This is a genomic window from uncultured Campylobacter sp., assembly GCF_947255105.1.
Classification (GTDB): domain Bacteria; phylum Campylobacterota; class Campylobacteria; order Campylobacterales; family Campylobacteraceae; genus Campylobacter_B.
In genome coordinates this window covers 88,093-112,874 of the sequence record NZ_CAMYFP010000001.1, presented here as the reverse complement: position 1 = coordinate 112,874, position 24,782 = coordinate 88,093, and the positions used below count along the sequence as shown (strand labels likewise).

Below are 24,782 nucleotides of genomic sequence, written 5' to 3'. Positions count from 1 at the left end.
TAAAATTCTCAGCCTTCTTAATTTTAAATTTGGGCTGAGATTTAATTATTTGAAAACAAATTTTTAAATTCATTTATAATTTTTTAGTTACTTTTGTAGTTTATGATAAATTTAAACTCTCTCAAAATTCTCACTTCACAGTCACAGCTGATACTGTTATAAAACCAGGTTCTGAAATTTCAAAGTATGTAACTCAAGAAGAAGTTGATAGCTTTGCACTAAGATATTGGGATATAGATGAAGATGCTAAGTATTCTAATGACAATATAGATGAAAACATTACTCAAAAAACTCTTAGAAGTTATCTAAAAGCTAAGGATACAAATAGTCTTTTAAATTTCATCAAAGATAATAACCTAAGCGTTGATACAAGAATGATGTATAATCTTACACCTTTAATGTATGCTAGTTTTTATGATGATGAAAAAACTATGGAAGAACTTTTAAACTTAGGTGCTAACCCAAATTTAAAAGATAGCTATAGCCTAAGTCCATTAGCTTATGCCATAGAAAATAACTCTACTAAAACATTTAAACTTTTACTTGATAATGGTGCTATATTTGATGAAGATATGATAGTGCAAAACTATTTAAATGGACCAAGTTATATATGGATTAAAAAGATTATAATTGATGGTGATGATATTAAGGTAGAGTATAGAAGTGAGTATGGCACTAAACAAGGCAAAGGATCTGACCCAGCGTCTGCTATTACTTATATGGTTGATTTAAGGTTGGTTGAGATTTTACAAACTCTATTTGATAGTGGCTACAAGATAAAGTCTCCCATAGATAAAAATTGTGCCAAATCATTTAGAGATAAGTTTAGATGTAGTTATTACTACTATCTTACAACTGCACCAGACTATAAAAAACCCCTAAACATCCTTTTAGATAACAATATATCAATGCCTATTGATGATGAGTTTTTAAAAAGTGAGTATGGGGAGTGTTATGATGAGTATAGAATTTTTTTAAATACACAATCAGACTATAACAAAGGAGAATTGCAGTTAAAAGATTATGAAATTTCAGATTTAAAAAGAACTTTAGAGTATTATTCTAAAAATTGTAATGTTAAAAATTCTACTTTCACAATAAAGACTTATATTGTTTGGAAAAATACAAGTAATAAGAATTGGGCTATTGATAAATTTTTAACAAAGTATAGGAATGATGATACAAAAGTTATCTATATAGATAAAAACTCAAGCAACGGTAAATCAGCAATAGTTGACATAATAGCTCTATTTAATTTTAACTATTAAAAGGATAAAAAATGAACACTTTTGATAGGACAAAATTTATAAAGATAAGAGTTTTACCTATATAAATAAATTTGTCTGTAGGCTTTTAACCTACAGACTTTTAAATTTAGCCATACATCCTATAGAGTTCTTCAAGTAGGAATTGATTTGGATTTAAGGTGTTTCTATAAAAAATTCCAATATTGTCTTCATACATATGTCTAAAGAGCTTCTCTTTACTAAACTTAATCATCACCTTATTTACCGCATCTTTAAGCTCATTGTTGCCTTTTGAGACAACTGGAGCTAGATATTCAACTGCACCTATATTTCTCAAGCCCTTTGGCACTTCAACACTATCATCAAATATCGGATAGGCCAAAACTATCAAGTTATCACTTGCATAACCATCAACTTCGCCATTTTTTACCATTTTATAGGCATCGCTTGAACTTGTTGCATAGACAAGCTTTACATTGCCTTTGAGTTTAAAGTATTCTTCTTCAGTGGTGCCTTTCTCAACGGCTATTGTTATATCTTTGAGATCTGCAGGATCTTTGATAGGTGAGTTTTTCTTCACCAAAAGACCGCCTGCAATAGAGAAGTATGGCATCGCAAAATCAACTATCTTCTCCCTCTCTTTTGTCTTACTTACAGTTTGGATAATGACATCTATCTTATCACTTTGCAAAGCATTAAAAACATCTGCCATTTTATAGTGATGAATCTCAACTTTTCCATCACTTCCAACAATCCCTTTGCCAAGCTTTTTAGCAAAATCAGCCTCAAAACCCTCACAACCAGTTGCACTACAGCTGCTAAATGGAGGCATATCAGGATCAACTGCTATCCTAATAGTTTTTTTAGCCAATATCTGCTCCAAAGTGGCGCCACACAAAAAAGATGACACAATCGTTAAAACCAATAATATCTTTTTCATCTTAGTTCCTTTACAAAAAAATCAGTTAAATTATACATATAATAGATAAATTGAAGCATTAATTTTTAAATTTGAAGAAAAGCTATAGCTTTAAATTTTAATACCCTTAAAATAGACTGTTGCAAATAAAACTTTCTAAATTTGGAGTTATTAAAAAGTGACAAAACCTAAATTTAAATACTTTTACTTAAATTTAAAACAAAAATATATCTTAAATTTAGGCTGTCACTAATTGTTGAAATTTAGCAAAAATATCGCTTTTAATTTTTGCTAAATGGATTTTTGGAACTACTTGGCTCTTTATTTTTTGTTGAAGAGAGTTCTTTAATCATCTCTTCATCTTCTAACTTAAAGCCGCCACCCAAAGATTTGTAAAGACCCACAGTGCTGTTTAAGACAGAGAGTTTTGCGCTTGATAAGTTTAGCTTTGCATTAAGCAGGTTTTTTTCTGCATCCAAAAGCTCTGAATAGTCACTATAACCCTCTTTATATCGCCTATCTGCCATCTCAACTACTTTTTGTAATGAAGCAGTTAAATTAGCAAGGCTTTGCATCTGTGCATTTGCCGCCTCTCTTGATGCAAGTGCATACCTTACATCGCTAAATGCCTCTTTTAGGCTTTTATCATAGTTTAAAAATGCCTCTCTTTGTTTTAGGTTTGCTATCTCTACACCCTTGCTTACTCTGCCAAAGCTAAAAAGCGGACCAGCAAGCGAGCCAGCAACACTCCACGAACTGCTATTTTCCCTAAAGAGATTGTCCAAGTCTGTGCTAGCAAAGCCTAAAATTCCTGTTAAAGAGAGCTTTGGAAAATACTCTGCTTTGGCAGCGCCAACATTGAAGTTGCTCTCTTTTAGCTTTTCTAGTGCGACTGCAACATCGGGTCTTCTTAGTAAAAGATCTGATGGAATGCCACTTGGAATTGATGGTATATTTTTTACAATATCCAAAGTTTCAAAAGAGCCATAAAGTAGCTCATCATAGTTTTTGGAACTCATAGCAATTATGGCTGAATTGACCTTGGCTTTTGCCTCCATAAGTGATACGAGCTTTGCTTTTGCACCATCTACTTGAGCGCTCAACTGATAGATAACCATACTATCAACAATGCCGGCGTTATGTTGCTTTTGTCTAAGAGCTAAATTTGCTTCGTAGTTTTTAATAGTATCTTTTAAGATCTCCTCTTTTTCATAGAGATTTTGCAACTGAAAATAGAGCGAAATAGCGCTACTTACAAGAGTTAGTCTAGCACTTTCATAGCCATATATGCTTTGATTTAGCCTTGCAACTGCTGCGTCTGTGCTATTTGCAACTCTTCCCCAAAAATCTAACTCATAGTTAAATACAAAACTTGCACTATAAATAGCACTTGAGTGAGAATTTGGTGCTATAGGAAAGTTGTTTTTTCTAGTGGCATCTACTTTGTAGCCAATAGTTGGCAACTCTTCAAGCGAGCTTAGCCCAAGAGCTGCTCTTGCTATATCTACTCTATTAAGAGCTATCTTTAGGTCTGAGTTGTTTTTTAAAACATCATTTACAAAGGCATTGAGTCTTACATCGTTAAAGTCTTGCCACCATCTATCTTTGATAGTTGCATTTTGTTCGCTACTTTTAAATTTGGTATCTATTTTTGCCATATTTGGCTTAAACGAGCAACCGCTAAATAGCAAAAGAGTAGATATCGCAACAATAAAGGTTCTTATCATACCTTTCTCCTTTTTTTATCTAACCAAGTATTAAAATTTTCCATAAGGAAGTAAAAGAGCGGTATGAAAAATATAGCGATAGTTGAAGCAAAAATCATTCCACCAACCACTCCAGTTCCTAATGCATGCCTACTAGCAGCACCCGCTCCCGTGCTTAAAACCATCGGCAAAACTCCAAGTGCAAAAGCCAATGAGGTCATAACTATAGGTCTAAATCTAAGTTTTGAAGCCTTTAGTGCCGCTCTTGCAGGAGATTCACCTTTTGCCTTTTCGTTCATTGCAAACTCAACTATAAGTATAGCGTTTTTGGCTGCAAGTCCTATAAGAAGTATAAGACCTATTTGAAAATAGATATCGTTGTTAAGCCCTCTCGCCCAAACAAAAAATATCGCGCCAAGAACTGAAAATGGCACCGCCGTCAAGATAACCAAAGGCATAAGCCAGCGTTCATATTGTGCTGCCAATATCAAGTATGCAAACACCAACCCAAATATAAAGGCTATCGTTCCAGTTCCTTGAGAATGGACCTCTTGATAAGCAGAACCTAGCCAACCTATGCCATACTCATCTTTAAACTCACTTTTTATAACGTCACTAATTGCAGCGATTGCCTCTGCGGATGTATAGCCAGGGCGTGGCTCTCCCATAATTTTTGCCGCCCTAAAGCCGTTAAATCTATCCACGCTATCAGGTCCAATATCTCTAGTAAGCGTTACAAAGCTATCTATAGAAATAAGCTCTCCACTTCTGCTTCTTACATAGATATTCTTAAGATTATCAGGGCTGTTTCTATAGCCATCTTTTGCTCTAACATAGACTTTAAAAGTCTTGCCAATCATATTGAAGTCATTAACATAGACAGTTCCTACGTTGGTTCCAATAGTTGTGTAGATATCATCAACTCTAACACCAAGCGCCTTAGCCTTTTGCCTATCTACTTTCATATCATATTGCGGAAAGGTAGTATTTAGAGTAGTTCTTACCATGGTAAGCTCTTTTCGTTGGTTGGCAACCATAGCAATACGTGCCATATCGGCCTGCATCTCTTCATAGCTTTTACCGGTTAAAGATTGGGCAAATAACTCAAAACCACCTGTCAAAGAAAGACCCATTATAGGCGGTGGATTCATCACAAAACTTTGAGAATCTCTATCTCCATATAAGATAGCGTTAAATTTGTTGGCAAGTGCAAAACTTGAACTCTCTTTTGTCACTCTCTCATCCCATGGTGTAGTCTTGATAAAGCTAATTACTGCATTTTCTTTAAGAGAGTTTGAAAACATATCAAAGCCAATCATCGATGAGACATTTTGTATATTTTTGTCACTTTTTACAATAGCTGCAATCTTGTCGATATTCTCCTCTGTTCGGTTTAGAGTTGCTGAAGAGGGAAGAGTTGTTATTGCTATAAGTGAGCCTTTATCTTCAGGTGGCACCAAACCGCCAGGAACTCTTGTAAAAAATAAAAATGTCAAAAGAAGTAGCAGTGCAACTACCCCAAGAGAGATAAAAGTATGCCTTATTACATTGGCCACTCCTGCTGTAAAAACTTTTGTGCTAAAGTCAAAAAATTCATTAAATTTGCGAACTATAAGCCAATTCTCTTTTCGCTCCCTTTTTAATATAGTTGCACAAAGTGCAGGTGTTAAAGTGAGTGCAACAAAACCAGAGATTGAAACTGCTACAACTAAAGTAAGTGCAAATTGTCTTTGAATGGTCCCAACAAAGCCCTCCATAAAAGAGACCGGTATAAAAACAGCACTTAAAACCAAAACTATAGAGATAATTGGTGAAAATATCTCACTCATAGCTTTGATAGTGGCCTCTTTAACAGAGATTTTGCTATCTTCTTCTAAGATTCTCTCAACATTTTCTATAACAATAATGGCATCATCAACAACTATACCAATAGCCAAAATCATCGCAAAAAGCGTAATGAGATTGATAGAAAAGCCAAGTAGATGAAGTCCTATAAAAGAGCCTATCAATGAGACTGGAACTGCAAGCATCGGAATGGTTGTAGCTCTTATGTTGCCCAAAAATAGATACATAACCAACAAAACTAATAAAATCGCCTCTATAAGAGTCTTTACAACCTCTTTTACCGCTATCTTCACAAAGTCAGTTGTATTGTATGGAACACTATAAGCTAGCCCATCTGGAAAGCTCTTTGAAAGCTCTTCTAGCTTACTTGAAACCGCTCTTGCAGTTGAAAGAGCATTGGCATTGTTTTGTAAAAATATCAAAACAGGAGTCATCTCATAGCCATCAATCTTTCCTTTAAATGAGTCAATTGCCGATCCAAGCTCTACATCTGCTACATCTTTTAGTCTAAGCGATGAACCATCAGGCAGAGATCTTAAGATGATTTGTTGAAACTCTTTTGCCGATGTAAGTCGCCCCTCTGGACGAAGCGTTAAAACAAAGGCATTTTCACTTTTTGTAGGCTCTTCGCCAAGCTTTCCAGCAGAGTATTGTGAGTTTTGCTCTCTAATAGCGCCAATAACCTCAGCAGAAGTTATGCCATAGTGGTTAAGAAGATCTGGTTTTAGCCAAATTCTCATAGAGTACTCTTTCTGACCTATTGCCATCGCTGAGCCAACACCTGGCACTCTTTGAAGCTCATCAACTACATTTATACCAACATAGTTGCTTAACTCCAAAGGATCCATATTGCCCGTTGGATCATAAAAAGCAAGAACTTCAAGTATGGTAGAGCTTCTTTGAGAAACATTTACGCCAAGTCTTTGAACCTCTATAGGCAATAGCGCCTCAACTGCTTTTACTCTGTTGCTAACATTTACCATAGCAGTTTGTGGATCTGTTCCAACATCAAAATAGACACTCAAAAACATCATGCCCGATGAACTTGAAGTTGATTGCATATAGATCATATCTTCAACGCCATTTATAGCATCTTCAAGCACAGTTGCAACGCTATTTGCTACAGTTTGTGCATCCGCTCCTTGATAGGTCGCAGTTACTACAACTTGGGGAGGTGAGAGCTGTGGATACTCTTCAACTGGCGATAGATAAAGACAGATAGAGCCTGCAATAACTATGATGATAGAAATTACTGTAGCAAAGACAGGTCTATGTATAAAAAATCTTGAAAACATCTCTTATCTCTCCACCTTTTGTGCCTTACCACCAACTCTTATCTTTAAAAAATTGTCAGCTATAACTTGGTCGCCGGGCTTTAGACCACGCGAAATCACTACATAATTAGGCTTTTCATAACCAACTTCTACCTTTTGCTTTACAACAGTTGAGTTGGTATCTAGTAGATAGAGATAACTTCCATCAACTCCTTGTTGCAAGACCTTTGCAGGAAGAGCGTAACCATCTTTTTGCTCCAACCCGCTAACTTTAATCCTAGTAAAAGCGCCTGGCACCATTGTTCCGTCATTTTTAAAAAGTGCCTTTGCTCTAATGGCTCCTGTTTTACTATCGATAGTCTTATCTATAAATGAAATTTTACCTTTATGCTCTTTTCCATCTATAACTACCGATGCAACTAAGTTATTTTTAACCCAACTACTGTCATTTATCCTACCTGCTATATTTAAAAATTCTCTATCTGCTATAGAGAAGCTAACCTCTATATCATCAAGTTTTGTAAGCCTTACAAGAGTAGGATTTGCAGGAGTAATATATGTGCCAACATCTTTAAGAGCACTTCCAACTACACCAGAAAATGGCGCTTTGACAACTGTATTGTCTAGATCTATCTTGGCATTTGATAAAAGCGCTTTTGCACTACTTGCATTTGCCGTAGCAGTTTTATAAGCAAGCAAAAATGAGTCATACTCTCGTTTGCTAATTGAGTTTGAATTTTTAAGATTTTCAGCCCTTTGATAGTCAAGCTCAGACTTATACAAAGCGGCATTGGCTATATCAACATTTGCTTTGGCGATATCATAAGCTGCTTGATACTTTCTTTGATCTATCAAAAAAAGCTTCTCACCCTCTTTGACACTTTGCCCCTCTTTGAAAAAGCGCTCCTTTAGTGTGCCTGCCACTTCAGCCACCAAAACAACATCTTGGCTACTTTCAAACCTACCACCAAACTCTAAGTCTATTGGAACAAGCTCTGGATTTGCCACAATAACCTCAACATTTGGCGTTGGAAAATGCGGCATAGTGCCCTTTTTCTCCTTATCGCAGGCAATTAAAAATAGCATCGCTGGTAAAATAAAAATAACTAATCTTTTCATACAATTCCCTTTTTAGGTATAAATTTAACCTTGATTAAACATACTAAGAAGAGATTTTAGCACTCTTTTTTTAATATGTTTATCCAATTTAAATATCGCTATATTGGGACTTATTAGAGAAATTTATAAAAACTCATTTACTTTTAGGATTTTTTAGCTATTTATGTGGGGTTTAAATTTCATTGAATTTATATGATAAAAGGGACTAACTAGCCCCTTTTATCTCTAAATTTAATTATTTTGTGCTATCTATGCTACTTTGCTTTGGATAGACAAAGACACTCTTTCTCTCAACAACAATCTCTTTTTTATCAACTGCAAAGGCTTTTATAGTTATTGGCATCATTACATCGGCACTGCTGTTGTCGCCCAAAGTATTTTTAGCATTTAATATAACTATCACTCTACGTTTTTGTTTTGGACTAACTTTTATAGCTTCTGTAGGTCTAGCAATTTCAATACCATCATTTAAAATCTCAAAATAATACTCATGCGGGCTGTTGTCGGTATTTTCAATCATAAAAATATAGTCATTTGAGATAACTATATCACCATTAGTGCGATCTCTATCTATGGTATACAGCTCGCTACTCCTATTTATGTTTAGGAGCATATTTTCTTTTTTGCTACCCATATAGAACAAAACAGAGAGTGCAACTGCAATCACAACAAGATAACCAATAGTTCTAAATCTAAAGAAATTTATCTTTGAACTTGTATCTATAGCATTTTGGCTTGTCCACTCTATGAGTGATTTTTCATTAAATTTATGCATAACTTTCTCACAGGCATCGGCACATTCCAAACAGTTTATACACTCAAGTTGCATTCCCTTTCTTATGTCGATGTGAGTTGGACAGACATTTACACATGCATTACAACCGATACAAAGATCACCCTCGCCAGTTGGCTTGTTGGCTATCTTAACACCGTTTTTATCGTAGATAACACCACCTCTTTTTTCATCATAAATAACTTGAACAGTGTCATTGTCAAACATAACAGATTGCACCCTTGCATAAGGGCAGATATAGATACAAAAATTCTCTCTTAAAGCAGTTACATCAAAAAACAAAAATAGCGCAACTCCAACAACAATACCAATAAATAGTTTATGTTCAGCTGGATTTTGTATATATACTATGTAGTCCTCAGGCGGTATAAAAAACCAAATAAAGTTAGAAGCAATCAAAAAAGCAAGAGCTAACCATATAAGTCTTGCAGCTATCTTTTTTAAAATATCACCTTTTTTTGGCTCTTTTTGTTTATTGGCAATGCTTCTTCTTAGTCCAAATACTTTAGTTTCTAAAAAATCTCTATAAAAAACCCTAAAGATAGTTTGAGGACAGCTCCAACCGCACCAAACTCTACCACCTAACGTAGTTATAAAAAATATAAATAGGAAAAATGATATCAACATAAAAGGAAGTAGATAAAGCTCTTGAGTTGAAAAAGAGTTAAAAAGTATATGAACTACCTTTTTGTCAAAACTAAGTAAAAAAATGTGATTTCCACTACTTGAAGTTATGAATGGCGCAATAAGAGCAAGTAGCGTTATAAGCCCAAAGATTATATATCTTCTTTTGCTATAAACCACCGGTTTTTTGCTACAGGATGGACTAGCCTTTTCCATGGGATCTCCTTGTTTTAGCTCAAATTTAAGATAAAACTAAATAATAGCTTAAGGTCATTGTATCATCAAGAAAATTAATTTATTATTAATAAGTTAAATTTGTGTTTTATGATATTTTTGGATACAATACCACTCTATTTTTATTGAAAGGTGGTGAGGATAGTGCCAGGAATAAGGGTATATCCAAATGAGTCTTTCGATGAAGCCTATAGAAAATTTAAAAAGCAAACCGATAGAAACCTCATCGTAACTGAGGCTAGAGCTAGAAGATTTTTTGAGCCTAACACTGAAAAGAGAAAGAAACAAAAGATTTCCGCTCGCAAAAAAATGCTTAAAAGACTCTATATGCTTCGACGATATGAGTCAAGACTCTAAAACCATATGGCTAGCTAACAACTTGTTAGTTAGCCTTTAAACTCTCATCTTTGAAATTTATGCTAATATATCACTAACAAACAAACTTGGAGGTTTTTATGCAAAAGCTAACAGTGGCTGATGCAGCGAAATTTTTTGATGTTTCAAAAGAGGCTATTTACAATAGAATAAGGCGTAACACCATAGATAGTGTTATTGAAAAAGGTGTTCGTTATGTTATTGTTAGTGATGAGATAGACAAAAATGTAGCTATTACGCCCAAACCTGCAACTAACAAAGCCAAAGATAGTAGTGAGTTTATAGAGTATCTAAAAAAAGAGATTGCAGAGCTAAAAGAGAAAAATCGACTCTTACAAAATGACAAAGAGCGGTTATATGAAGAAAAAGAACAGATACTCTTAGAAGGCAAAAAAGAGATAAAAGAGCTTTATCTACAAAGAGATAAAAAACTTCAATATTTTATAGAGCTTTTAGGTAAGCCACTAAATGGGGCTATAGAAGATAAAAGTATTGAAACTGCATATACCATTGAAGACACAAATGAACCTTTTTGGGTCGAGTTATCGGAATTTTTGGATAAGTTTAACAGCGATAAAAAACGAAGAAAGCAGATTAAAAGCTACATTTTGGAAAATATCCACTCGCTCAAAGAGATTAAGATAGAAGATGGCAAGTTCTATGTAGATCAAAACTCAAATTTAGAGCTGGTGGCAAAATAGGAAGATTTATGGAAAATATCAAAAAACATCTCTTAGAGATCTTATCGACTTTTGTTATCGTGGCGCTTATTTTAGGGAGCGTTGCCCTACTAATCTTTCTTAATGACAATCACGAGCAAAGCGATGAAACCCCAACTTACAAAGAGAAGATGGAGAAAAAATATAACGAAAAGATAGATTCCATACATGGCGGAATATTGTTAGACCAACTAGATAGTGACAACAAATGATAAAGATAGCAATGCTTGATAGTGCCACACTTGGCGATGTGGATTTATCTATATTTAATAAACTTGGTGACTTTAAAGAGTATAAGCTAACAGCGCCAGAGCAGACAATTGAGAGGTTGAAAGATGTGGATGTTGTTATAACAAACAAAGTTTTAATAACAGAAGATATTATAGCTAACACTAACCTAAAACTGATTTGCGTTAGTGCAACGGGAGTTAATAACATAGACTTAAAAGCCGCAAAGGAGCGAGTAATTGAAGTTAAGAATGTCGCTGGATATTCAACTAACAGTGTTACTCAACAAACCTTTGCAAGCCTACTAACTCTAACTAACAAAGTTTGTTACTATAACAGCTACTGCTTGGATGGCAAATGGACAAAAAGCAAGACCTTTACTCACTTAGAAAAACCATTTTTTGAGTTAAATGGCAAGACCTTTGGCATTATTGGGCTTGGCGATATAGGAAAAAGTGTTGCAAATGTAGCTAAATCTTTTGGTTGTGAAGTGATTTACTATTCAACAAGTGGTAAAAATAGCAATAAAAACTACAAAAAAGTGGAGCTTGATGAACTTTTGAGAAGTTGCGATATCATCTCAATTCATGCCCCTTTAAATGAAAATACTAAAAATTTAATATCAAAAAATGAACTTGTAAAGCTAAAAAAGGGTGCTATTTTGATGAATTTTGGTCGTGGCGGTATAGTTGATGAAAAAGAGGTTGCAAAACAGATAGATAGTAGTGACCTTAAATTTATAACCGATGTTTTAGAAAGTGAGCCAATGAGAGCCGATCACCCATTTTTAAAGGTCAAAAATAGACAAAATTTACTAATAACTCCACATGTTGCTTGGGCTAGTATTGAGGCTAGAAAGCGGCTTATAGAGATTGTTGCAAAAAACATAAAAGAGAGTTTTGGGGCTTAAATTTATCTCTTTTTTATTGATAATTGTTTATTAAATTTATGCTAGACTAACAACTTTAAGAATTATTCAAAGAAAGGCAATTATATAGATGTTTAAAGAATTGATAGAAAAATTTGCTGCCTCATATGCACACAAAACTATGCAGCAATCTCTCTATAGAAGCCTAAATATGGACATTACAGACAAAGAGATATTAAAAGTTCCAAATAGCAATAAAGAGTATATGCTCTATGCTCACATTCCATTTTGCCATACGTTTTGCCCCTACTGCTCATTTCATAAATATGCATATGATGATAAAATTTGCAAAGAATACTTCATAAGACTAAGAAAGGAGCTAACACATCTAAAAGAGGTTGGCTATGACTTTAGCTCTATGTATGTTGGCGGTGGAACTACGCTTATAGATGAAGATGAGCTTTTAAAGACATTGGAGCTTGCAAAAAAGCTTTTCTCTATTGAGCTTATCTCTTGTGAAACAGATCCAAATCATCTAGATCCAAAAGAACTGGTGAAATTTAAAGGCTTGGTAGATAGACTTAGCGTTGGAGTTCAAAGCTTTGATGATGAGATACTAAAAAAAGTTGCAAGATACTATAAATTTGGCTCTGGTGAAGTGCTTAAAGAAAAGATTAAGAATGCTATCGGCATACTTCCAACTTTGAGCCTAGATCTCATTTTTAACTTTCCATTCCAAACAAAAGAGGCGCTACTAGCCGATATCAAGATAGCAAAAGAGCTAAATCCACAGCAGATAACTTTCTATCCATTGATGAAATCAGAGGTCACAAAAGAGGCAATCGCAAAGACACTAGGCATTAGCAACAAAGACAATGAAAAAGAGTTTTACAATATCATCAAAGAGCAATTTAGCGACTATCATCAAAACAACGCTTGGGCATTTTCAAAAGAAAAAGAGGGTTTAAGAGATGAATATGTTGGTTCCAACCACGAATATGTTGGTGCAGGAAGTGGCGCATTTAGCTTTTTGGAGGGACGATTGCTTGTCAATGCCTTTAACCTAAATGACTATATGCAAGCAATTGACAATAAAAAAAGTCCTGTAATTGCAACTTGCGATTTTACAGAGTCTGAAAAGATAAAATACAAATTTTTAACTGAACTTTTTGATGGCAAAATCGACATTGCCAAATTTAATCAAAGACACAATGTCAATCTAAAAAAAGCTCTTTTTGTTGAGCTTTCGCTTTTAAAATTTTCAAATGCTATCAAAGAAGAGAGTGGATTTATAACTCCAACCTCTTTTGGAAACTATCTTTGCGCTCTGCTTATGAAAGATTTTTATGCTGGTATGGATAGGGTAAGAGCGGTATTTAGAAATGATGCCAAGGTTAAAAGTAGTAAAATCTTAAAAATTATGCAAGAAGAGGAAAAAGCGCCATCTTTGGCAAAATAGTAGCGCCTTAAAGTAGCCCAACTTTCTTCTCTTCATCTTCAAAAGAGCTTCTTAGCTCTCTTTTTATCTCTGCTTTAAAGTCGCTTAACCTAAATACATCGTCTCCTCTAATAGCTACATTTATAGCTGTATTTTTAAGACAAAGTGCAATTTGCGCGCCCGTTAATTCAAATCTGGCAAGCTCTTCTAGATTAAAATCCTCTTCAAAGCTCATATTTTCATTTATCATATTTTGCCATATTGCAAGACGCTCTTTAAAATCTGGCTTTTTAAACTCTATCTTGTAGTCAAATCTCCTAGAAAAGGCACTATCCAAGCTTTTTAATAAATTTGTAGTTGCAACCAAAACACCACTGAAGTTTTCTATCTGCTCTAGGAATATATTTTGCATCTGATTGTGCATCTTATCGCTGCTTGAACTTCCCATTTCAAGACGAGCTGAGAGAAACTGATCTGCCTCATTTAACAAAAGTAGTGGTTCGGTCGCTGTTTTTTGACAAATCATCTTATAGTCATCAAAAATCTTTCTAACATTTTGCTCACTCTCTCCTACATATTTTGAGAGAATTCTTGAACAATCAAAGCTTAAAACTGGTTTTTTTAGACTTTTTGCCAAAGAAAGAGCGCTCATTGTCTTGCCAGTACCTGCTGGTCCATAAAACAATATCTTTGCATCAATCCCTCTTCTTGCCTTTATACCCCAGCTATTTAGCTTTTTAATGACATCTTTATCAAGCTGTTTTAAGACATTTTTTAAAAGCTCTTTTATCTCATTTGGAAGCACAACATCATCAATAGTTGTAGTAGGAGTAAGAAGCTCAAAAATCTCGCTCTCTTTTACGCTATTTTCCAAAAGAATCTTTTTGTTTTGCTTGGTGCCTTTTTTGGGATGAGTAGTTAGGCTATCTACAATCTCTTCATTGATAAAAAAGCTCTTTTTGATATTGCCAATGCCGCTAAAAAACTCATCATAGTCAATAAGTCCGCTTGAGATGAGGTTGCCATCATCTCTTAAAAGTGCCCTATTTTCTATGCGCTCAAGCTCATCTTTGCTTATTAGACTAAGTAGCGAATTTTGCTCTCTAAAACTTTGATCTTGCTCGGAATACTCCTCTTTTAAAAGCGCAAGGAAGATGATTTTCTCATTTTTATTTAGTTTATACTCTTTAAAAAGCGCCTCTAGCGGAAGCAAAACTTTGGTAAGTGAGATCTTTTTTTCGATGATCTCTTCTAATTTTGCTATTGTTTGGTCAAATTTAGCCTTCTTACAATCACTCACAAAAGAGCGTCTTTGATAGTAAAAAAGCAGCTCAAAACTATCTTTTAGATAGTCAAAATGATCTTTATACTCTTTTATTGTTGGAAAATCTTTTTTTACAAAATTGCTCTCTATAAAATATAAAAACTGCTGACTAAGGTCAATATTTGCATGCAAAAACTCCAAATTTGACATAGTGCCATTTTGTGGCAATCTCTCTATAATAGCGCCATAACTTAGCTCTATATAACCAAGTTCATGTAAATTTCTAATCTCTTTTAAGTGAGCAAGATAGCCATATCCATTGCCACCAAAAATAGACTCAAGCAGTAAATTTACACTTATTGGATTTTTAGATGAGATAAAACTCTCTATCAAAAAACGAAGTATCGCTATCTCATCATCGCTACACTCAAGCGGTTCAAAAAACTTCTCATCTGTGATAGTTTTGTTAAGATAATCTATAAGTCTTTTCAACACTGCCCTCTTATGAGAATTCTCTTAAGTTCTTTATCTCATCTGCCCAAATAGTAGGATCTACTGTCTCAAGTATAAATGGAATATCGCCTATATTTTTATCTCTCATAATAAACTTAAAGGCCTCCCAGCCAATAGTTCCCTTGCCCAAACTCTCATGCCTATCCTTCTTAACTCCAAGTTCGTTTTTAGAATCATTTATATGCATTCCCAAAAGATAGCGATAACCTACAATCCTATCAAACTCACTCATAGTTTTGTCATAGCTCTCTTTGGTTCTTATATCATAACCACCAGCAAAAAGATGACAGGTATCTATGCAGACTCCAACACGACTTTTGTCTTTGCAGTTTTTTATAAGATAGGCAAGATGTTCAAATTTGTATCCCATATTTGAACCTTGCCCCGCTGTGTTTTCTATGACAAGTTTGACATTTTTACTCTCTTCTAAAATCTCATTTATAGAAAGTGCTATACGCTCCAAACACTCCTCTTCACTAATTTCTCTTAGATGAGAGCCCGGATGAAAGTTAATAAGCTCTAGTCCAAGTGCATCTACTCGCTCTATCTCATCTATCAATGCATTTTTACTCTTAATTCTCTGCTCTTCTTGCGGATGACCCAAATTTATGAGATAGCTACTATGTGGCAAAACATGAGCTGGATCTATCTTAAATTTATCTAAATTTCTTTTAAACTCATCAATCTCGCTTTGCTCTAGCGGTTTTGCACTCCACTGCCTTTGGTTTTTAACAAAAAGTGCAAATGCATTCGCTCCAATCTCGTTGGCATTTATAACTGCATTTTGCACGCCGCCAGCTGCACTTACATGCGCCCCAATACTTCTCAATCTAACTCCTTATAATCTATTTTAACTCTGCTAGCCCTATCGCTAAAAGAGACCTCGTTGTTGCAAACACTGTAGCTAATAGTCTCAATCTCTTGAGTAAAGCCGCACTCATTTTTAACTAAATTGCTTCCATTATAAAGAGGTTTTTTTAACAAAATGGCATTTAAAAAGCCCTTATAATGCTCTTTTTTGAAAAATCTGCTATTAAAACTTAGCTCGTCATCACAAGCTCCATTCATACAGACCTTCTCATCTTTTATATTTAGACTCAAAATAGCCACGCCGCTGCTATAAATTTGCAAATTTGTCCTGTTTGGATATCGGTAGATAAACCCTGCATCGCTTATCTTTACCAAAGGCGAGATAATTTTGAAATTTAAAGCCTTTGAAGTTACTGGCGTCCTACTCGCACAGCCGATAAATAGAAAAGTCATCGCTGTTAAGAGGGCAAAGCTCTTTTTCATAATATTCCTTTAAGTCAAATTTAATACTCTATATAGTATAATCTCTCTTTTATTTTTGGCCCCTTCGTCTAGCGGTTAGGACATCGCCCTTTCACGGCGGTAACACGAGTTCGATTCTCGTAGGGGTCACCATCACTCATCATACAACAAAAATATCAATAAGTCTCTATATAATTTAAAGAAACTGGTCGTTGTAATAAAAATCCTTGAGCATAATTTATCCCCATTTGTCTAACCTCTTGAAGTATTTCAGGCGTTGAGACATACTCAGCAACTACGCCATATCCCTGTCTTTTGGCAAAATATACTATAGTTTGGACAAGCTCTTTTGCGGCGGAATCTTTGGTAATGTTTTTAATAATATCCCCATCTATCTTTATCATATCAATATCAAGTGTTAGCATGCGGTAGTAGTTAGAATATCCACTTCCAAAGTCATCGATGGCTATTTTGCAGCCATAGCCTTTAAGCTGTTGTAAAAATGGAGTTATAAAGTCATAGTCGTCTATTTTGTCTGATTCTAATATCTCAATGGTTAAATTTCTAGCCTCTTTTGAGTTTGAAACCTTATCAAGTAGCAGCTCTCTAATCTCTAGATTTAGCAAGTCTTGACTTGAGATGTTGATGTTAAATTTCATATTTTTAAATCTAGTCATAATCTTAAAAACAGTATCTATCATATCTCTTGTTAAATAGTTGTATAAAAATGTCCTTTTGGCAACATCAAGAAAGCTGTTTGGGTAGACAATCTTGCCATTTTCATCAATAGCTCTTAAAAGCACCTCATAAGAGTAGGGTCTAAATTTGAGATTTTCATCGATATCATTTAGATCAAAGATAGCTTGATATTCAAAAAAGACTCTCTTTTTGGCAATGGCATTTTGTAAAAAGTCGATGATCTGCTGGTTTTTGTAAAAGAGCTGTTCAACATCGTTGTTATCTCTATACAGAGAGATTTTTTTCTTATATTTGAGTGCTTCAAATTTAGCAATATCTGCTTGATTTAGTCTATCTATCTTGCCATCACTCTTTGAGCTAATGCCATAAATAAGCGTAGTTTGCGCAATAGCTTGATAATATCCTTGATACAAAAGGTTTTTTGGTCTTGCCTCAAAATATCGGTTGATTAGCTCGATATCTCTCAAAATATCACTTCCTTTATACCAAAGCCCAAACTCATCTATACTCAAGACAAAAAGCTCTGCATCTATATTGTGAGTTTTTATAGCAAGTTTTATGGTGCCACAAATTTGAGTAAAGTTTTCATTGACAAAATCTCTCTTATAAAAAAAGCGAAGGTTGGAAAAACTCTCTAAATAGATCAAAACTATCATCGCACCACTTGGCTCTTTTTTCATCAAATTTACAAGTGCCGATCTATTTTTAACACCTGTTAAAGAGTCTATAAAAGCGATATTGTAAAGCTCATCTTCTTTTGTAACAAGTCTATCTTCAATCTCTTTTTTATCTGTTCTATCAACAAGGATAAAGCCATAAAATCTAATAGCTCCAACAGCAATCGGGAATGCATACAAATCAACATAGCTCTCTTTGTTTTCTTCTATGATGGAGAGTGCACTCAAAGAGAGTTCCCTATTTTTGGAGAGACTGTTAATGACAGTTTCTAAAAATTGCTTACCATCTTTGAAATTTAAAAGTTCAAAAAGATGTTTTCTTTGCGCTGTTTTGCCGCCTTTTTGATAGGGCTTTTTGTTGGCAAAGATAGCTTTAAATTTGCTGTTAGTTATGATAATGGTAGAAAAATCCCTATCTAAACTCTCTTTGAAAACCTTTAAAAGTGTTTGAATTTTGATGTAGTTAAAAAATGCATACAAAGAGGAGATAAGCACAACAAAGATAAATAGAGCCATAGTTATAGCTCTATTTTTGCTTTGTGAGTTTAGCTTTTCTACAGTTTCTCTCCAAGACTCTTGCAAAAGCGACAAAGCGCTATTTGTGGCACTTCTAGCCTCAATACTAAGCTCCCTGGCACTTTTAAGCATATAAAAGGAGTTTTTAAATTTATCTTTGATCTCATCGCTTAAATTTGGCGAGTTTTCTATCTGCGATTTTATAACTTCCCTTGCCCCATTGTCATAAAAACCTTTATAAAAAAGTTCATTTTCAAATTTATATATCATAGGTTCATCTGAAAAAGAGCTATTATTTAGACTATGAAGCTCCAAAATCAAGCTAGATCTCTCCCTGTTATATCGCTCAATCAAATTTACCTTTTTTTTAAATTTATTTTCAAGCTCAAGCAAAGAGTTGCTAAGTTTTTTGTCGCCATTTAGTAGTTTTGATAGCTTTTCTATCTGCTCTTTGTATTGTTTTATCTCTAAAAGCACTCTATCATATCCTGCAAAAAGCAGCCTATAATCTATCTCTTTGTTTAGCTCATCTTCGCTTTTTATAATTTGAGCGATGTTGTTATCAACCTTTTTTATAAACTCTCTTTGTTTATAGATCTCAAAAAGCTCAAAAAGGTTGTAAAAAAACAGAACGAAAACAAGTGCGATTGTGCCAAACAGAAATTTATTATTTAACATAGACAACCTCCCCATCAAGACTCTCTATAAAGGCTTTGAGCTTTTTTATCTCATCTTTTTTCAAACTCTTTTTTAGCTGTTTTTGCGCCATAACCGACAAAGCCTGCTCCAAACTACCAACACCCTCATCTATAAAATACTCTCTTTTTTTTGAGATTCCTCTAAGAGTTGGTACCTTTGTTGGGCGATCTTTTATGGAATTTTGAATGAGATTTTCCCCAAAAAGCAGACCATTGTGACAGATATCGCAGCCAATAGTATAAAAAAGCTCCATTCCATCTAACTCATCTTTTGAAAGCTTGGCTTCATTTTTTATAAACTTATCAAATTTAGAATCCACCAAAAGTATGCTTTTTTCAAAATTTACAAGTGCGTCTATGAGATTGTCTATAGTTGCGCCATCTTTGTAGAGCTGTTTAAATTTCTCACTATAAAAGCTACTTTTTTCAATCAAAGTTAGCAACTCACTCCTAACTGCGCCGCTTTCGTTGTAACTAAACAGAGATCTAGCAACTTGATCTCTTATCAAATATTCATCTCCATCATAGTAAAAAAGCGCCTTATGCCCGACGTTTAAGACGCTTTTTGACTTTATGAAACTACTATTGCTAATGCCATCTTTTCTAAAGATAAGATCGTGGCAACTTTGGCAAGACTTGGACATATCCCCACTTAGCCTAACATCAAAAAATAGCTCCTTGCCAAGCAGAGCCTTCTCTTTATCGTAGGGAATCTCATCGATAAAACCCTTTGCAAAAAGAGCTGAAAAAAGTAGTAAAAAAAGAGCTAATTTTCTCACTTAAAATACCAAAAGTCTCATATTTGACTCTATATGATCTGTTATAAAGCCATCTTTTACTCTATCTTGCAAAACTACTCTTACATCACTAGCCGCCAACTTTACTCCGCTCATCTCCAAGTGCCACAAAACAGAATCAACCGCCTCATCAAGCGTTTTTGTTATCTCTCTTTTTTCTAAAAAATCTCTGCTTTTATACTCGATTTTGTTTTGCTTTAGAAATTTAGCAAGCTCATCGATAATAATCTCTTTTTTTACATTATGTTCTTTAAAAAATGGCTCTATAAGAGTTGAATATCTTGGCTTTGACCAGTTTAGATAGATTTTGGTTTTTGCAATAGCTATAAATTTCTTAAAGTCTAGCTCTGTTTTGATGGCAGGACTCATTGTAAGAAAGGCAATGTCAAATTTATCATTGAAATTTAGCTCATCAAAACTGCAATTTAGAGTTTTTATGTTGCTAAACTCTTTTGCCTTTGCATTTAACTCATCAAGCATACCTTTTGAACTATCAATCGCCAATATCTCTTTGCAAAATCTTGCTAAATAAAGAGTATAAAATCCCGTTCCACAACCTATATCTATGAGAGTTTTTGAAGAAAAATCGATATGAAACTCTTCTAAAACTTTAAAGAAATTCTCTTGAAAAGGGCTTAGTTTTCCACTAAATTTGGGATAAGTTTTTGACTTGATATCCCAAAGATTACTTCTTGCACTCATCACAAATCCCTTTTATAGTGATACTTTTTACATCTTTGAAGTCTAGTTTTGGCATACTAACTTCTTCTATCTTATGGCACCTCTCACAGACAAAATAGGCCTTTGCTTCTTCATGAAGTGCCCAGTAGGCTCTTTTGTCGTTTTCTGTCTTGATGATGATATCTGACTCTTCTAGAGTAGTTAAATTTCTATAGATTGTAGTTTTATGAACATCAAGCTCTTTTATCAAATCCTCATAACTAAGTGGCACAGATGAGTTGTTTAAAAGTCTAATGATGGAAATTCTCAAAGGCGTTGGAGCAACACCGTATTTAGTTAGCAAAGCTTTTTCGTCCATATCTGACCTCATAATGCCCGTCCTTTTTGTCTAATGATAGCAAATTTTACTATATTAGAAGATAAAAATTTAAATTTGAATGCAACTAAGTTGCATATAAGATTTCTTTGGTTACAATCCTAGGATTTATTTTCAAGGAGTCAAGATGAAAAAAATGAGTTTAGTCTTTTTAGCTTTAACTACATTTTTATTTGCAAAACCAGTAGTCACTGCAACTATTTTGCCTACTAAATATTTTATAGAGCAAATTGCGGGTGATAGTTTAGAGGTAAATGTTATGGTTGGAAAAGGTGCCGATCCTCACACATATGAGCCGCGTCCTGCTCAAATGAAAGAGTTAGAAAAAAGCCAACTCTACTTTTCTGTAGGTATAGAATTTGATGATGTTTGGCTAGATAGGATTACAAAGCAACAACCTAACTTAAAAGTTATAAAAACAGACGAAGGTATTAAAAAGATAGCTATGGTAGCTCATCATCATGATGATGAAGATGAGGAGCATGAATGCCACGATGAAGAGCATCATCACCATCATCATCACGAAGGAAATGACCCTCACATCTGGCTAGATCCAATCTTAGTAAAAACTCAAGCTACAACTATAAAAGAGGCTCTAACTAGTCAATTTCCACAAAACAAAGAGCTTTATGAAAAAAATTACCAAAATTTTATAAAAGAGCTAGATACTCTTGATAGTTGGATAAAAGAGAGTTTAAAAGATGTTAAAAATAGAGCTTTTATAGTCTATCATCCATCATGGGGATATTTTGCAAAAAGATATAATTTAGTTCAAATTCCTATAGAGTTAGAGGGTAAAGAGCCAAAACCAAAGGAGCTAAAAGAGCTTATCGAAGAGGCAAAAGAGCATGATATAAAAATCATCTTTGTCGCACCTCAGTTTTCTAAAAAAGCAGCTATTGAGATTGGAAAACAGAGTGGTGCTAAGGTTGTAGAGGTAGATCAACTTCCACTTTCGTGGATGGATGAGATGAAAAAAAGCGTAGATATCCTTAAATCAAATTTATGAGAATATTTCTTACACTATTATTTAGTCTAAATTTAGTCTATAGTTGTGCGTTGTGCGCCCTTATGGTGCCAACTGCACACATCAATCTTAACTTTGACATAAAAGATGAACAGTTAAAAGAGATTGATATTGAGTGGTATTTTTCAACTAAATTTACCAACACCGTTCTTAGTAGCTATGATATTAATGCTGATGGCAAATTTAGCAAAGAGGAGCTAGAAGAGGTTACTTTAGCGATAGAAGAGTATGCTACTAGCTTGGATATGCTTATGAGTTTTGACTACTTCTATACTAACAACATAGAAAACGAAAAGAAGTTAGTTGGCAAATATAGCGATTTTAAAAGTTATATAGTGGATGATAGGCTGGTATTTAGCTTCAAAAAAGTGTTAGAAAAAGAGCTAAAAGTTGATGAGTCGTTAGTTATTGTTAGCTCCTCTTATGACCCTGGAGAGTTTTTTAATTTTTTCTATCTTAGTAGCCTAGATAAAAAGATAAAAGATGGACTATTTATTATACAAAATCCAAATTTAAGCACAAATTTTATTTCATTTAACAAAGCCCCACATAACAAAATTGTAAAGCCAATAAGTGAGCAGCTAGATCAGATCACAAATGAAAAAGAGTCACTTTTTGATACTTTTATCTGGGTTGAAAAGCTAAAATCAACACTACTTGATAGCGATAACTCACCAACTTTTCTAAATATCATTTTAGTCATCGCTGTTTCATTTGGTTATGGCTTTTTCCACGCAGCAGGACCAGGACATGCCAAAGTACTAACAAGTTCTTACTTTCTAACTAACGCAGCAGGATATAAAAAAGCTCTATTTTTCGCACTTAAAGTTGGTTTTATACATACAATTGCAGCCTTTTTTATGGTTAGTGTTAGTTATTTTGCCCTAGCCTCAATCTCAGAATCACTTAAGATGGATAGAGCTGTTTTAATAACAAAAATCTCAAGTCTTACTATCATCTTTATAGCTCTTTTTATCATATTTAAAAAGCTTAGTGGGCTTAAAAAAGAAGATAGCTGCAGCTGCCACTGTTGTGAAGCTAACCATAACAAAAGTGACTGGTTAGTGGCAGTTAGTTCGGCTATCATCCCATGCCCTGGCACAATATTGGTCTTTGTCTTTGCTTTTGGTATGACTAACTATGTTATAGCTATTGTTAGTGCTCTTTTTATGAGCCTTGGAATGAGCGTGGTTATCTTTGTTAGCGCTCTGTTTGGCTCAAAGATAAATGGACTAAAGTGGCTTCAAAATTATAAAATATATGTTGAGCTTTTTGGTGCAACACTTATGTTTGCCATAGGCTTCTTTTTATATCTCATATCAGATAGGATTGGAGTTTTGTAGAGTGATAAAGATAGAAAATCTCTGCTTTGATTATGATGGCAGCCCTGTTCTAAGTGGGATAAATTTAACCTACAAAAGAGAAGATTTTTTGGCAATTGTCGGCCCAAATGGCGGTGGAAAAAGCACTTTGTTAAAACTAATATTAGGACTACTCCTACCCACAAATGGCAAAATAGAAGTAGAAAAGGGGCTAAATTTAAGCTATGTTCCACAATTTATCCCTATTAATAAAAATTTCCCAATAAGTGTAAAAGATGTTGTCTTGATGGGCGCTTTAACAAAGAGCTCTTTTTTAAGATACGACAAAGAGATAAGACAAAGGGCTTTAGAGCTTTTAGAAATAGTTGGGATGAAAGATTTTGCCAAAAAAAAGATTTCAGAGTTAAGTGGCGGACAGAGACAGAGAGTCTATATAGCAAGAGCTTTGCTTGGAAAGCCCGATATATTGCTACTTGATGAGCCAACTTCAAGTATAGACTTAAGAGGTCAAAATGAAATTTACTCACTTTTAAAGGAGTTAAATTTCAAAGGTATGGGCGTTATCATCATAAGCCACGACATAAACATAGCCCTAAGTTATGCCACAAAGATAGCCTACATCAACAAAACAATCACAATGCACAACATCAGCATAGAAAAGAGAGATGATTTTTTAGATCATCTTGCCACTCACAAAGGGCATTTTTGCGATGTTGAACTCGCCTTAAGGAGCTGCTCATGCAAGAAATAATGGCACTATCTTTTATGCAAAATGCCTTTTTAGGCGCCTTTTTTGTAAGCATTGCTTGTGGTATCGTTGGAACCCTAATCGTCATCAATCGCATGAGTTTTATAGCAGGTGGCGTGGCACATGGTGCATATGGCGGTATTGGGGTGGCACTATTTTTTGGATTTGCACCGCTTGTCGGAGTTACTCTGTTTTCGGTATTTTTAGCACTTCTCATAGGCTACATCACACTAAAAGACAAAGAGGGCTTTGATGCGATAATAGGCGCTATTTGGGCCTTTGGAATGGCAGTTGGAATAGTACTTATAGATCTAACGCCAGGATATAGGGGCGATCTTATGAGCTATCTTTTTGGATCAATCCTTACTATAAGTAGCCAAACTCTTTGGTTTATCGCCGTTAGCGATCTGCTTTTTATAGGCATAGTTGCCCTTTTTTACTATAAAATTTGCGCTGTTAGTTTTGATATGGAGTTTGCAAAAATCAAGGGCGTAAATACAACCTTTTTTTACTATCTTATCATCATGATGATGGCATTTTGTGTAGTTGCAACTATACAGGTAGTTGGACTTTTGTTAGTAATCGCACTTATCACCATACCGCCATTTATAGCGCAGAGATTTACAAACTCACTCTTTTCTATGATGATTTGCTCAGTGATACTTTCTATCTTTTTTTGTTTTAGCGGGCTAATTCTTAGCTATTATCTAAATCTAACCAGTGGCGCTAGCATTATACTTGTTGCATCATTTGTCTTTTTTGCAACAATGCTACCATTTAAATTTCAAAAGCGATAGTATAAA

The 24,782-nt window shown here is 34.5% G+C and carries 22 protein-coding genes and 1 tRNA gene; 11 read left to right on the top strand and 12 right to left on the bottom strand.

What is annotated here, in order from left to right:
• The first annotated feature begins 59 nt into the window (after positions 1-59).
• Positions 60-1,268, top strand: coding sequence for an ankyrin repeat domain-containing protein (locus Q0X52_RS00590; RefSeq protein WP_367173571.1), 1,209 nt, complete (start codon positions 60-62; stop codon positions 1,266-1,268).
• Between the two features lie 106 nt (positions 1,269-1,374).
• Here Q0X52_RS00590 and Q0X52_RS00585 read toward each other — a convergent pair whose 3' ends face one another.
• The 5 genes from Q0X52_RS00585 to ccoG all read right to left on the bottom strand — a co-directional run bounded on the left by Q0X52_RS00585 (position 1,375) and on the right by ccoG (position 9,743).
• Positions 1,375-2,187 (bottom strand): transporter substrate-binding domain-containing protein, encoded by an 813-nt coding sequence (locus Q0X52_RS00585; RefSeq protein ID WP_297573433.1) that lies wholly within the window; start codon positions 2,185-2,187, stop codon positions 1,375-1,377.
• A gap of 260 nt (positions 2,188-2,447) precedes the next feature.
• On the bottom strand, positions 2,448-3,893 hold the full coding sequence (locus Q0X52_RS00580; RefSeq protein WP_297573430.1) for an efflux transporter outer membrane subunit: 1,446 nt from the start codon (positions 3,891-3,893) through the stop codon (positions 2,448-2,450).
• On the bottom strand, positions 3,890-7,012 hold the full coding sequence (locus Q0X52_RS00575; RefSeq protein WP_297573427.1) for an efflux RND transporter permease subunit: 3,123 nt from the start codon (positions 7,010-7,012) through the stop codon (positions 3,890-3,892). The genes Q0X52_RS00580 and Q0X52_RS00575 overlap by 4 nt, the downstream gene beginning before the upstream one ends.
• 3 nt (positions 7,013-7,015) lie before the next feature.
• On the bottom strand, positions 7,016-8,110 hold the full coding sequence (locus Q0X52_RS00570) for an efflux RND transporter periplasmic adaptor subunit (protein ID WP_297573426.1): 1,095 nt from the start codon (positions 8,108-8,110) through the stop codon (positions 7,016-7,018).
• Between the two features lie 235 nt (positions 8,111-8,345).
• Complete coding sequence (gene ccoG / locus Q0X52_RS00565; RefSeq protein WP_297573423.1) at positions 8,346-9,743, bottom strand: cytochrome c oxidase accessory protein CcoG; 1,398 nt, start codon at positions 9,741-9,743, stop codon at positions 8,346-8,348.
• Between the two features lie 162 nt (positions 9,744-9,905).
• Here ccoG and rpsU point away from each other — a divergent pair, with 162 nt between their 5' ends.
• The 5 genes from rpsU (at position 9,906) to Q0X52_RS00540 (ending at position 13,410) form a co-directional block, all read left to right on the top strand.
• Positions 9,906-10,118, top strand: a complete 213-nt coding sequence (rpsU, locus tag Q0X52_RS00560; protein ID WP_297573421.1) for a 30S ribosomal protein S21 — start codon at positions 9,906-9,908, stop codon at positions 10,116-10,118.
• Between the two features lie 98 nt (positions 10,119-10,216).
• Complete coding sequence (locus Q0X52_RS00555; protein ID WP_297573418.1) at positions 10,217-10,837, top strand: hypothetical protein; 621 nt, start codon at positions 10,217-10,219, stop codon at positions 10,835-10,837.
• Between the two features lie 8 nt (positions 10,838-10,845).
• Entirely contained in the window at positions 10,846-11,067 is a 222-nt protein-coding gene (locus tag Q0X52_RS00550; protein WP_297573416.1) for a hypothetical protein, read from the top strand.
• Complete coding sequence (locus Q0X52_RS00545; RefSeq protein WP_297573985.1) at positions 11,067-11,993, top strand: D-2-hydroxyacid dehydrogenase; 927 nt, start codon at positions 11,067-11,069, stop codon at positions 11,991-11,993. The genes Q0X52_RS00550 and Q0X52_RS00545 overlap by 1 nt, the downstream gene beginning before the upstream one ends.
• Before the next feature lie 88 nt (positions 11,994-12,081).
• The gene (locus Q0X52_RS00540) at positions 12,082-13,410 is read left to right on the top strand and encodes a coproporphyrinogen III oxidase family protein (RefSeq protein WP_297573411.1); all 1,329 of its coding nucleotides are present in this window, start codon (positions 12,082-12,084) and stop codon (positions 13,408-13,410) included.
• A 7-nt stretch (positions 13,411-13,417) separates the two neighbouring features.
• Here Q0X52_RS00540 and Q0X52_RS00535 read toward each other — a convergent pair whose 3' ends face one another.
• From Q0X52_RS00535 to Q0X52_RS00525, 3 genes are read right to left on the bottom strand one after another with little or no spacing between them, the layout of a single operon-like run.
• Positions 13,418-15,145 carry an ATP-binding protein gene (locus tag Q0X52_RS00535; RefSeq protein ID WP_297573409.1) on the bottom strand — a complete coding sequence of 576 codons (1,728 nt, stop codon included), beginning with the start codon at positions 15,143-15,145 and terminating at the stop codon, positions 13,418-13,420.
• 10 nt (positions 15,146-15,155) lie between these two features.
• Positions 15,156-15,995: a deoxyribonuclease IV gene (gene nfo / locus Q0X52_RS00530; protein WP_297573407.1), complete on the bottom strand. Its 840-nt coding sequence runs from the start codon at positions 15,993-15,995 to the stop codon at positions 15,156-15,158.
• Positions 15,992-16,459, bottom strand: coding sequence for a hypothetical protein (locus Q0X52_RS00525; protein ID WP_297573405.1), 468 nt, complete (start codon positions 16,457-16,459; stop codon positions 15,992-15,994). Before Q0X52_RS00525 ends, nfo begins: the two co-directional genes overlap by 4 nt.
• A 57-nt stretch (positions 16,460-16,516) precedes the next feature.
• Here Q0X52_RS00525 and Q0X52_RS00520 point away from each other — a divergent pair.
• Positions 16,517-16,591: transfer RNA gene (locus Q0X52_RS00520), tRNA-Glu, on the top strand.
• 23 nt (positions 16,592-16,614) lie between these two features.
• On the opposite strand, the gene Q0X52_RS00515 is transcribed toward Q0X52_RS00520, so the two are convergent.
• From Q0X52_RS00515 to Q0X52_RS00500, 4 genes are read right to left on the bottom strand one after another with little or no spacing between them, the layout of a single operon-like run.
• Positions 16,615-19,008, bottom strand: a complete 2,394-nt coding sequence (locus Q0X52_RS00515) for an EAL domain-containing protein (protein ID WP_297573403.1) — start codon at positions 19,006-19,008, stop codon at positions 16,615-16,617.
• Positions 18,998-19,807, bottom strand: coding sequence for a cytochrome-c peroxidase (locus Q0X52_RS00510; RefSeq protein ID WP_297573402.1), 810 nt, complete (start codon positions 19,805-19,807; stop codon positions 18,998-19,000). Before Q0X52_RS00510 ends, Q0X52_RS00515 begins: the two co-directional genes overlap by 11 nt.
• Positions 19,808-20,527 (bottom strand): class I SAM-dependent methyltransferase, encoded by a 720-nt coding sequence (locus tag Q0X52_RS00505; RefSeq protein WP_297573400.1) that lies wholly within the window; start codon positions 20,525-20,527, stop codon positions 19,808-19,810.
• Positions 20,511-20,876 (bottom strand): Fur family transcriptional regulator, encoded by a 366-nt coding sequence (locus tag Q0X52_RS00500; RefSeq protein ID WP_297573399.1) that lies wholly within the window; start codon positions 20,874-20,876, stop codon positions 20,511-20,513. The genes Q0X52_RS00505 and Q0X52_RS00500 overlap by 17 nt, the downstream gene beginning before the upstream one ends.
• Positions 20,877-21,009: 133 nt before the next feature.
• Here Q0X52_RS00500 and Q0X52_RS00495 point away from each other — a divergent pair, with 133 nt between their 5' ends.
• The 4 genes from Q0X52_RS00495 to Q0X52_RS00480 are packed head-to-tail and all read left to right on the top strand — an operon-like array spanning position 21,010 to position 24,776.
• Complete coding sequence (locus Q0X52_RS00495) at positions 21,010-21,891, top strand: zinc ABC transporter substrate-binding protein (RefSeq protein WP_297573397.1); 882 nt, start codon at positions 21,010-21,012, stop codon at positions 21,889-21,891.
• Positions 21,888-23,252 (top strand): DUF1007 family protein, encoded by a 1,365-nt coding sequence (locus tag Q0X52_RS00490; protein ID WP_297573395.1) that lies wholly within the window; start codon positions 21,888-21,890, stop codon positions 23,250-23,252. The genes Q0X52_RS00495 and Q0X52_RS00490 overlap by 4 nt, the downstream gene beginning before the upstream one ends.
• A gap of 1 nt (position 23,253) precedes the next feature.
• Positions 23,254-23,982 (top strand): ABC transporter ATP-binding protein, encoded by a 729-nt coding sequence (locus Q0X52_RS00485; RefSeq protein ID WP_297573394.1) that lies wholly within the window; start codon positions 23,254-23,256, stop codon positions 23,980-23,982.
• On the top strand, positions 23,970-24,776 hold the full coding sequence (locus Q0X52_RS00480; RefSeq protein WP_297573392.1) for a metal ABC transporter permease: 807 nt from the start codon (positions 23,970-23,972) through the stop codon (positions 24,774-24,776). Before Q0X52_RS00485 ends, Q0X52_RS00480 begins: the two co-directional genes overlap by 13 nt.
• The last annotated feature ends 6 nt before the right edge of the window (positions 24,777-24,782 follow it).

Excerpts from the sequence above, each read along its gene's own strand:
- Q0X52_RS00480 (WP_297573392.1), top strand. The coding sequence starts at position 23,970 with ATGCAAGAAATAATGGCACTATCTTTTATGCAAAATGCCTTTTTAGGC.
- ccoG (WP_297573423.1), bottom strand. The coding sequence starts at position 9,743 with ATGGAAAAGGCTAGTCCATCCTGTAGCAAAAAACCGGTGGTTTATAGC.
- Q0X52_RS00585 (WP_297573433.1), bottom strand. The coding sequence starts at position 2,187 with ATGAAAAAGATATTATTGGTTTTAACGATTGTGTCATCTTTTTTGTGT.
- Q0X52_RS00495 (WP_297573397.1), top strand. The coding sequence starts at position 21,010 with ATGAAAAAAATGAGTTTAGTCTTTTTAGCTTTAACTACATTTTTATTT.
- Q0X52_RS00580 (WP_297573430.1), bottom strand. The coding sequence starts at position 3,893 with ATGATAAGAACCTTTATTGTTGCGATATCTACTCTTTTGCTATTTAGC.
- Q0X52_RS00505 (WP_297573400.1), bottom strand. The coding sequence starts at position 20,527 with ATGAGTGCAAGAAGTAATCTTTGGGATATCAAGTCAAAAACTTATCCC.
- Q0X52_RS00515 (WP_297573403.1), bottom strand. The coding sequence starts at position 19,008 with ATGTTAAATAATAAATTTCTGTTTGGCACAATCGCACTTGTTTTCGTT.
- Q0X52_RS00540 (WP_297573411.1), top strand. The coding sequence starts at position 12,082 with ATGTTTAAAGAATTGATAGAAAAATTTGCTGCCTCATATGCACACAAA.
- Q0X52_RS00525 (WP_297573405.1), bottom strand. The coding sequence starts at position 16,459 with ATGAAAAAGAGCTTTGCCCTCTTAACAGCGATGACTTTTCTATTTATC.
- Q0X52_RS00490 (WP_297573395.1), top strand. The coding sequence starts at position 21,888 with ATGAGAATATTTCTTACACTATTATTTAGTCTAAATTTAGTCTATAGT.
- Q0X52_RS00550 (WP_297573416.1), top strand. The coding sequence starts at position 10,846 with ATGGAAAATATCAAAAAACATCTCTTAGAGATCTTATCGACTTTTGTT.
- Q0X52_RS00500 (WP_297573399.1), bottom strand. The coding sequence starts at position 20,876 with ATGAGGTCAGATATGGACGAAAAAGCTTTGCTAACTAAATACGGTGTT.
- Q0X52_RS00570 (WP_297573426.1), bottom strand. The coding sequence starts at position 8,110 with ATGAAAAGATTAGTTATTTTTATTTTACCAGCGATGCTATTTTTAATT.
- Q0X52_RS00555 (WP_297573418.1), top strand. The coding sequence starts at position 10,217 with ATGCAAAAGCTAACAGTGGCTGATGCAGCGAAATTTTTTGATGTTTCA.
- Q0X52_RS00575 (WP_297573427.1), bottom strand. The coding sequence starts at position 7,012 with ATGTTTTCAAGATTTTTTATACATAGACCTGTCTTTGCTACAGTAATT.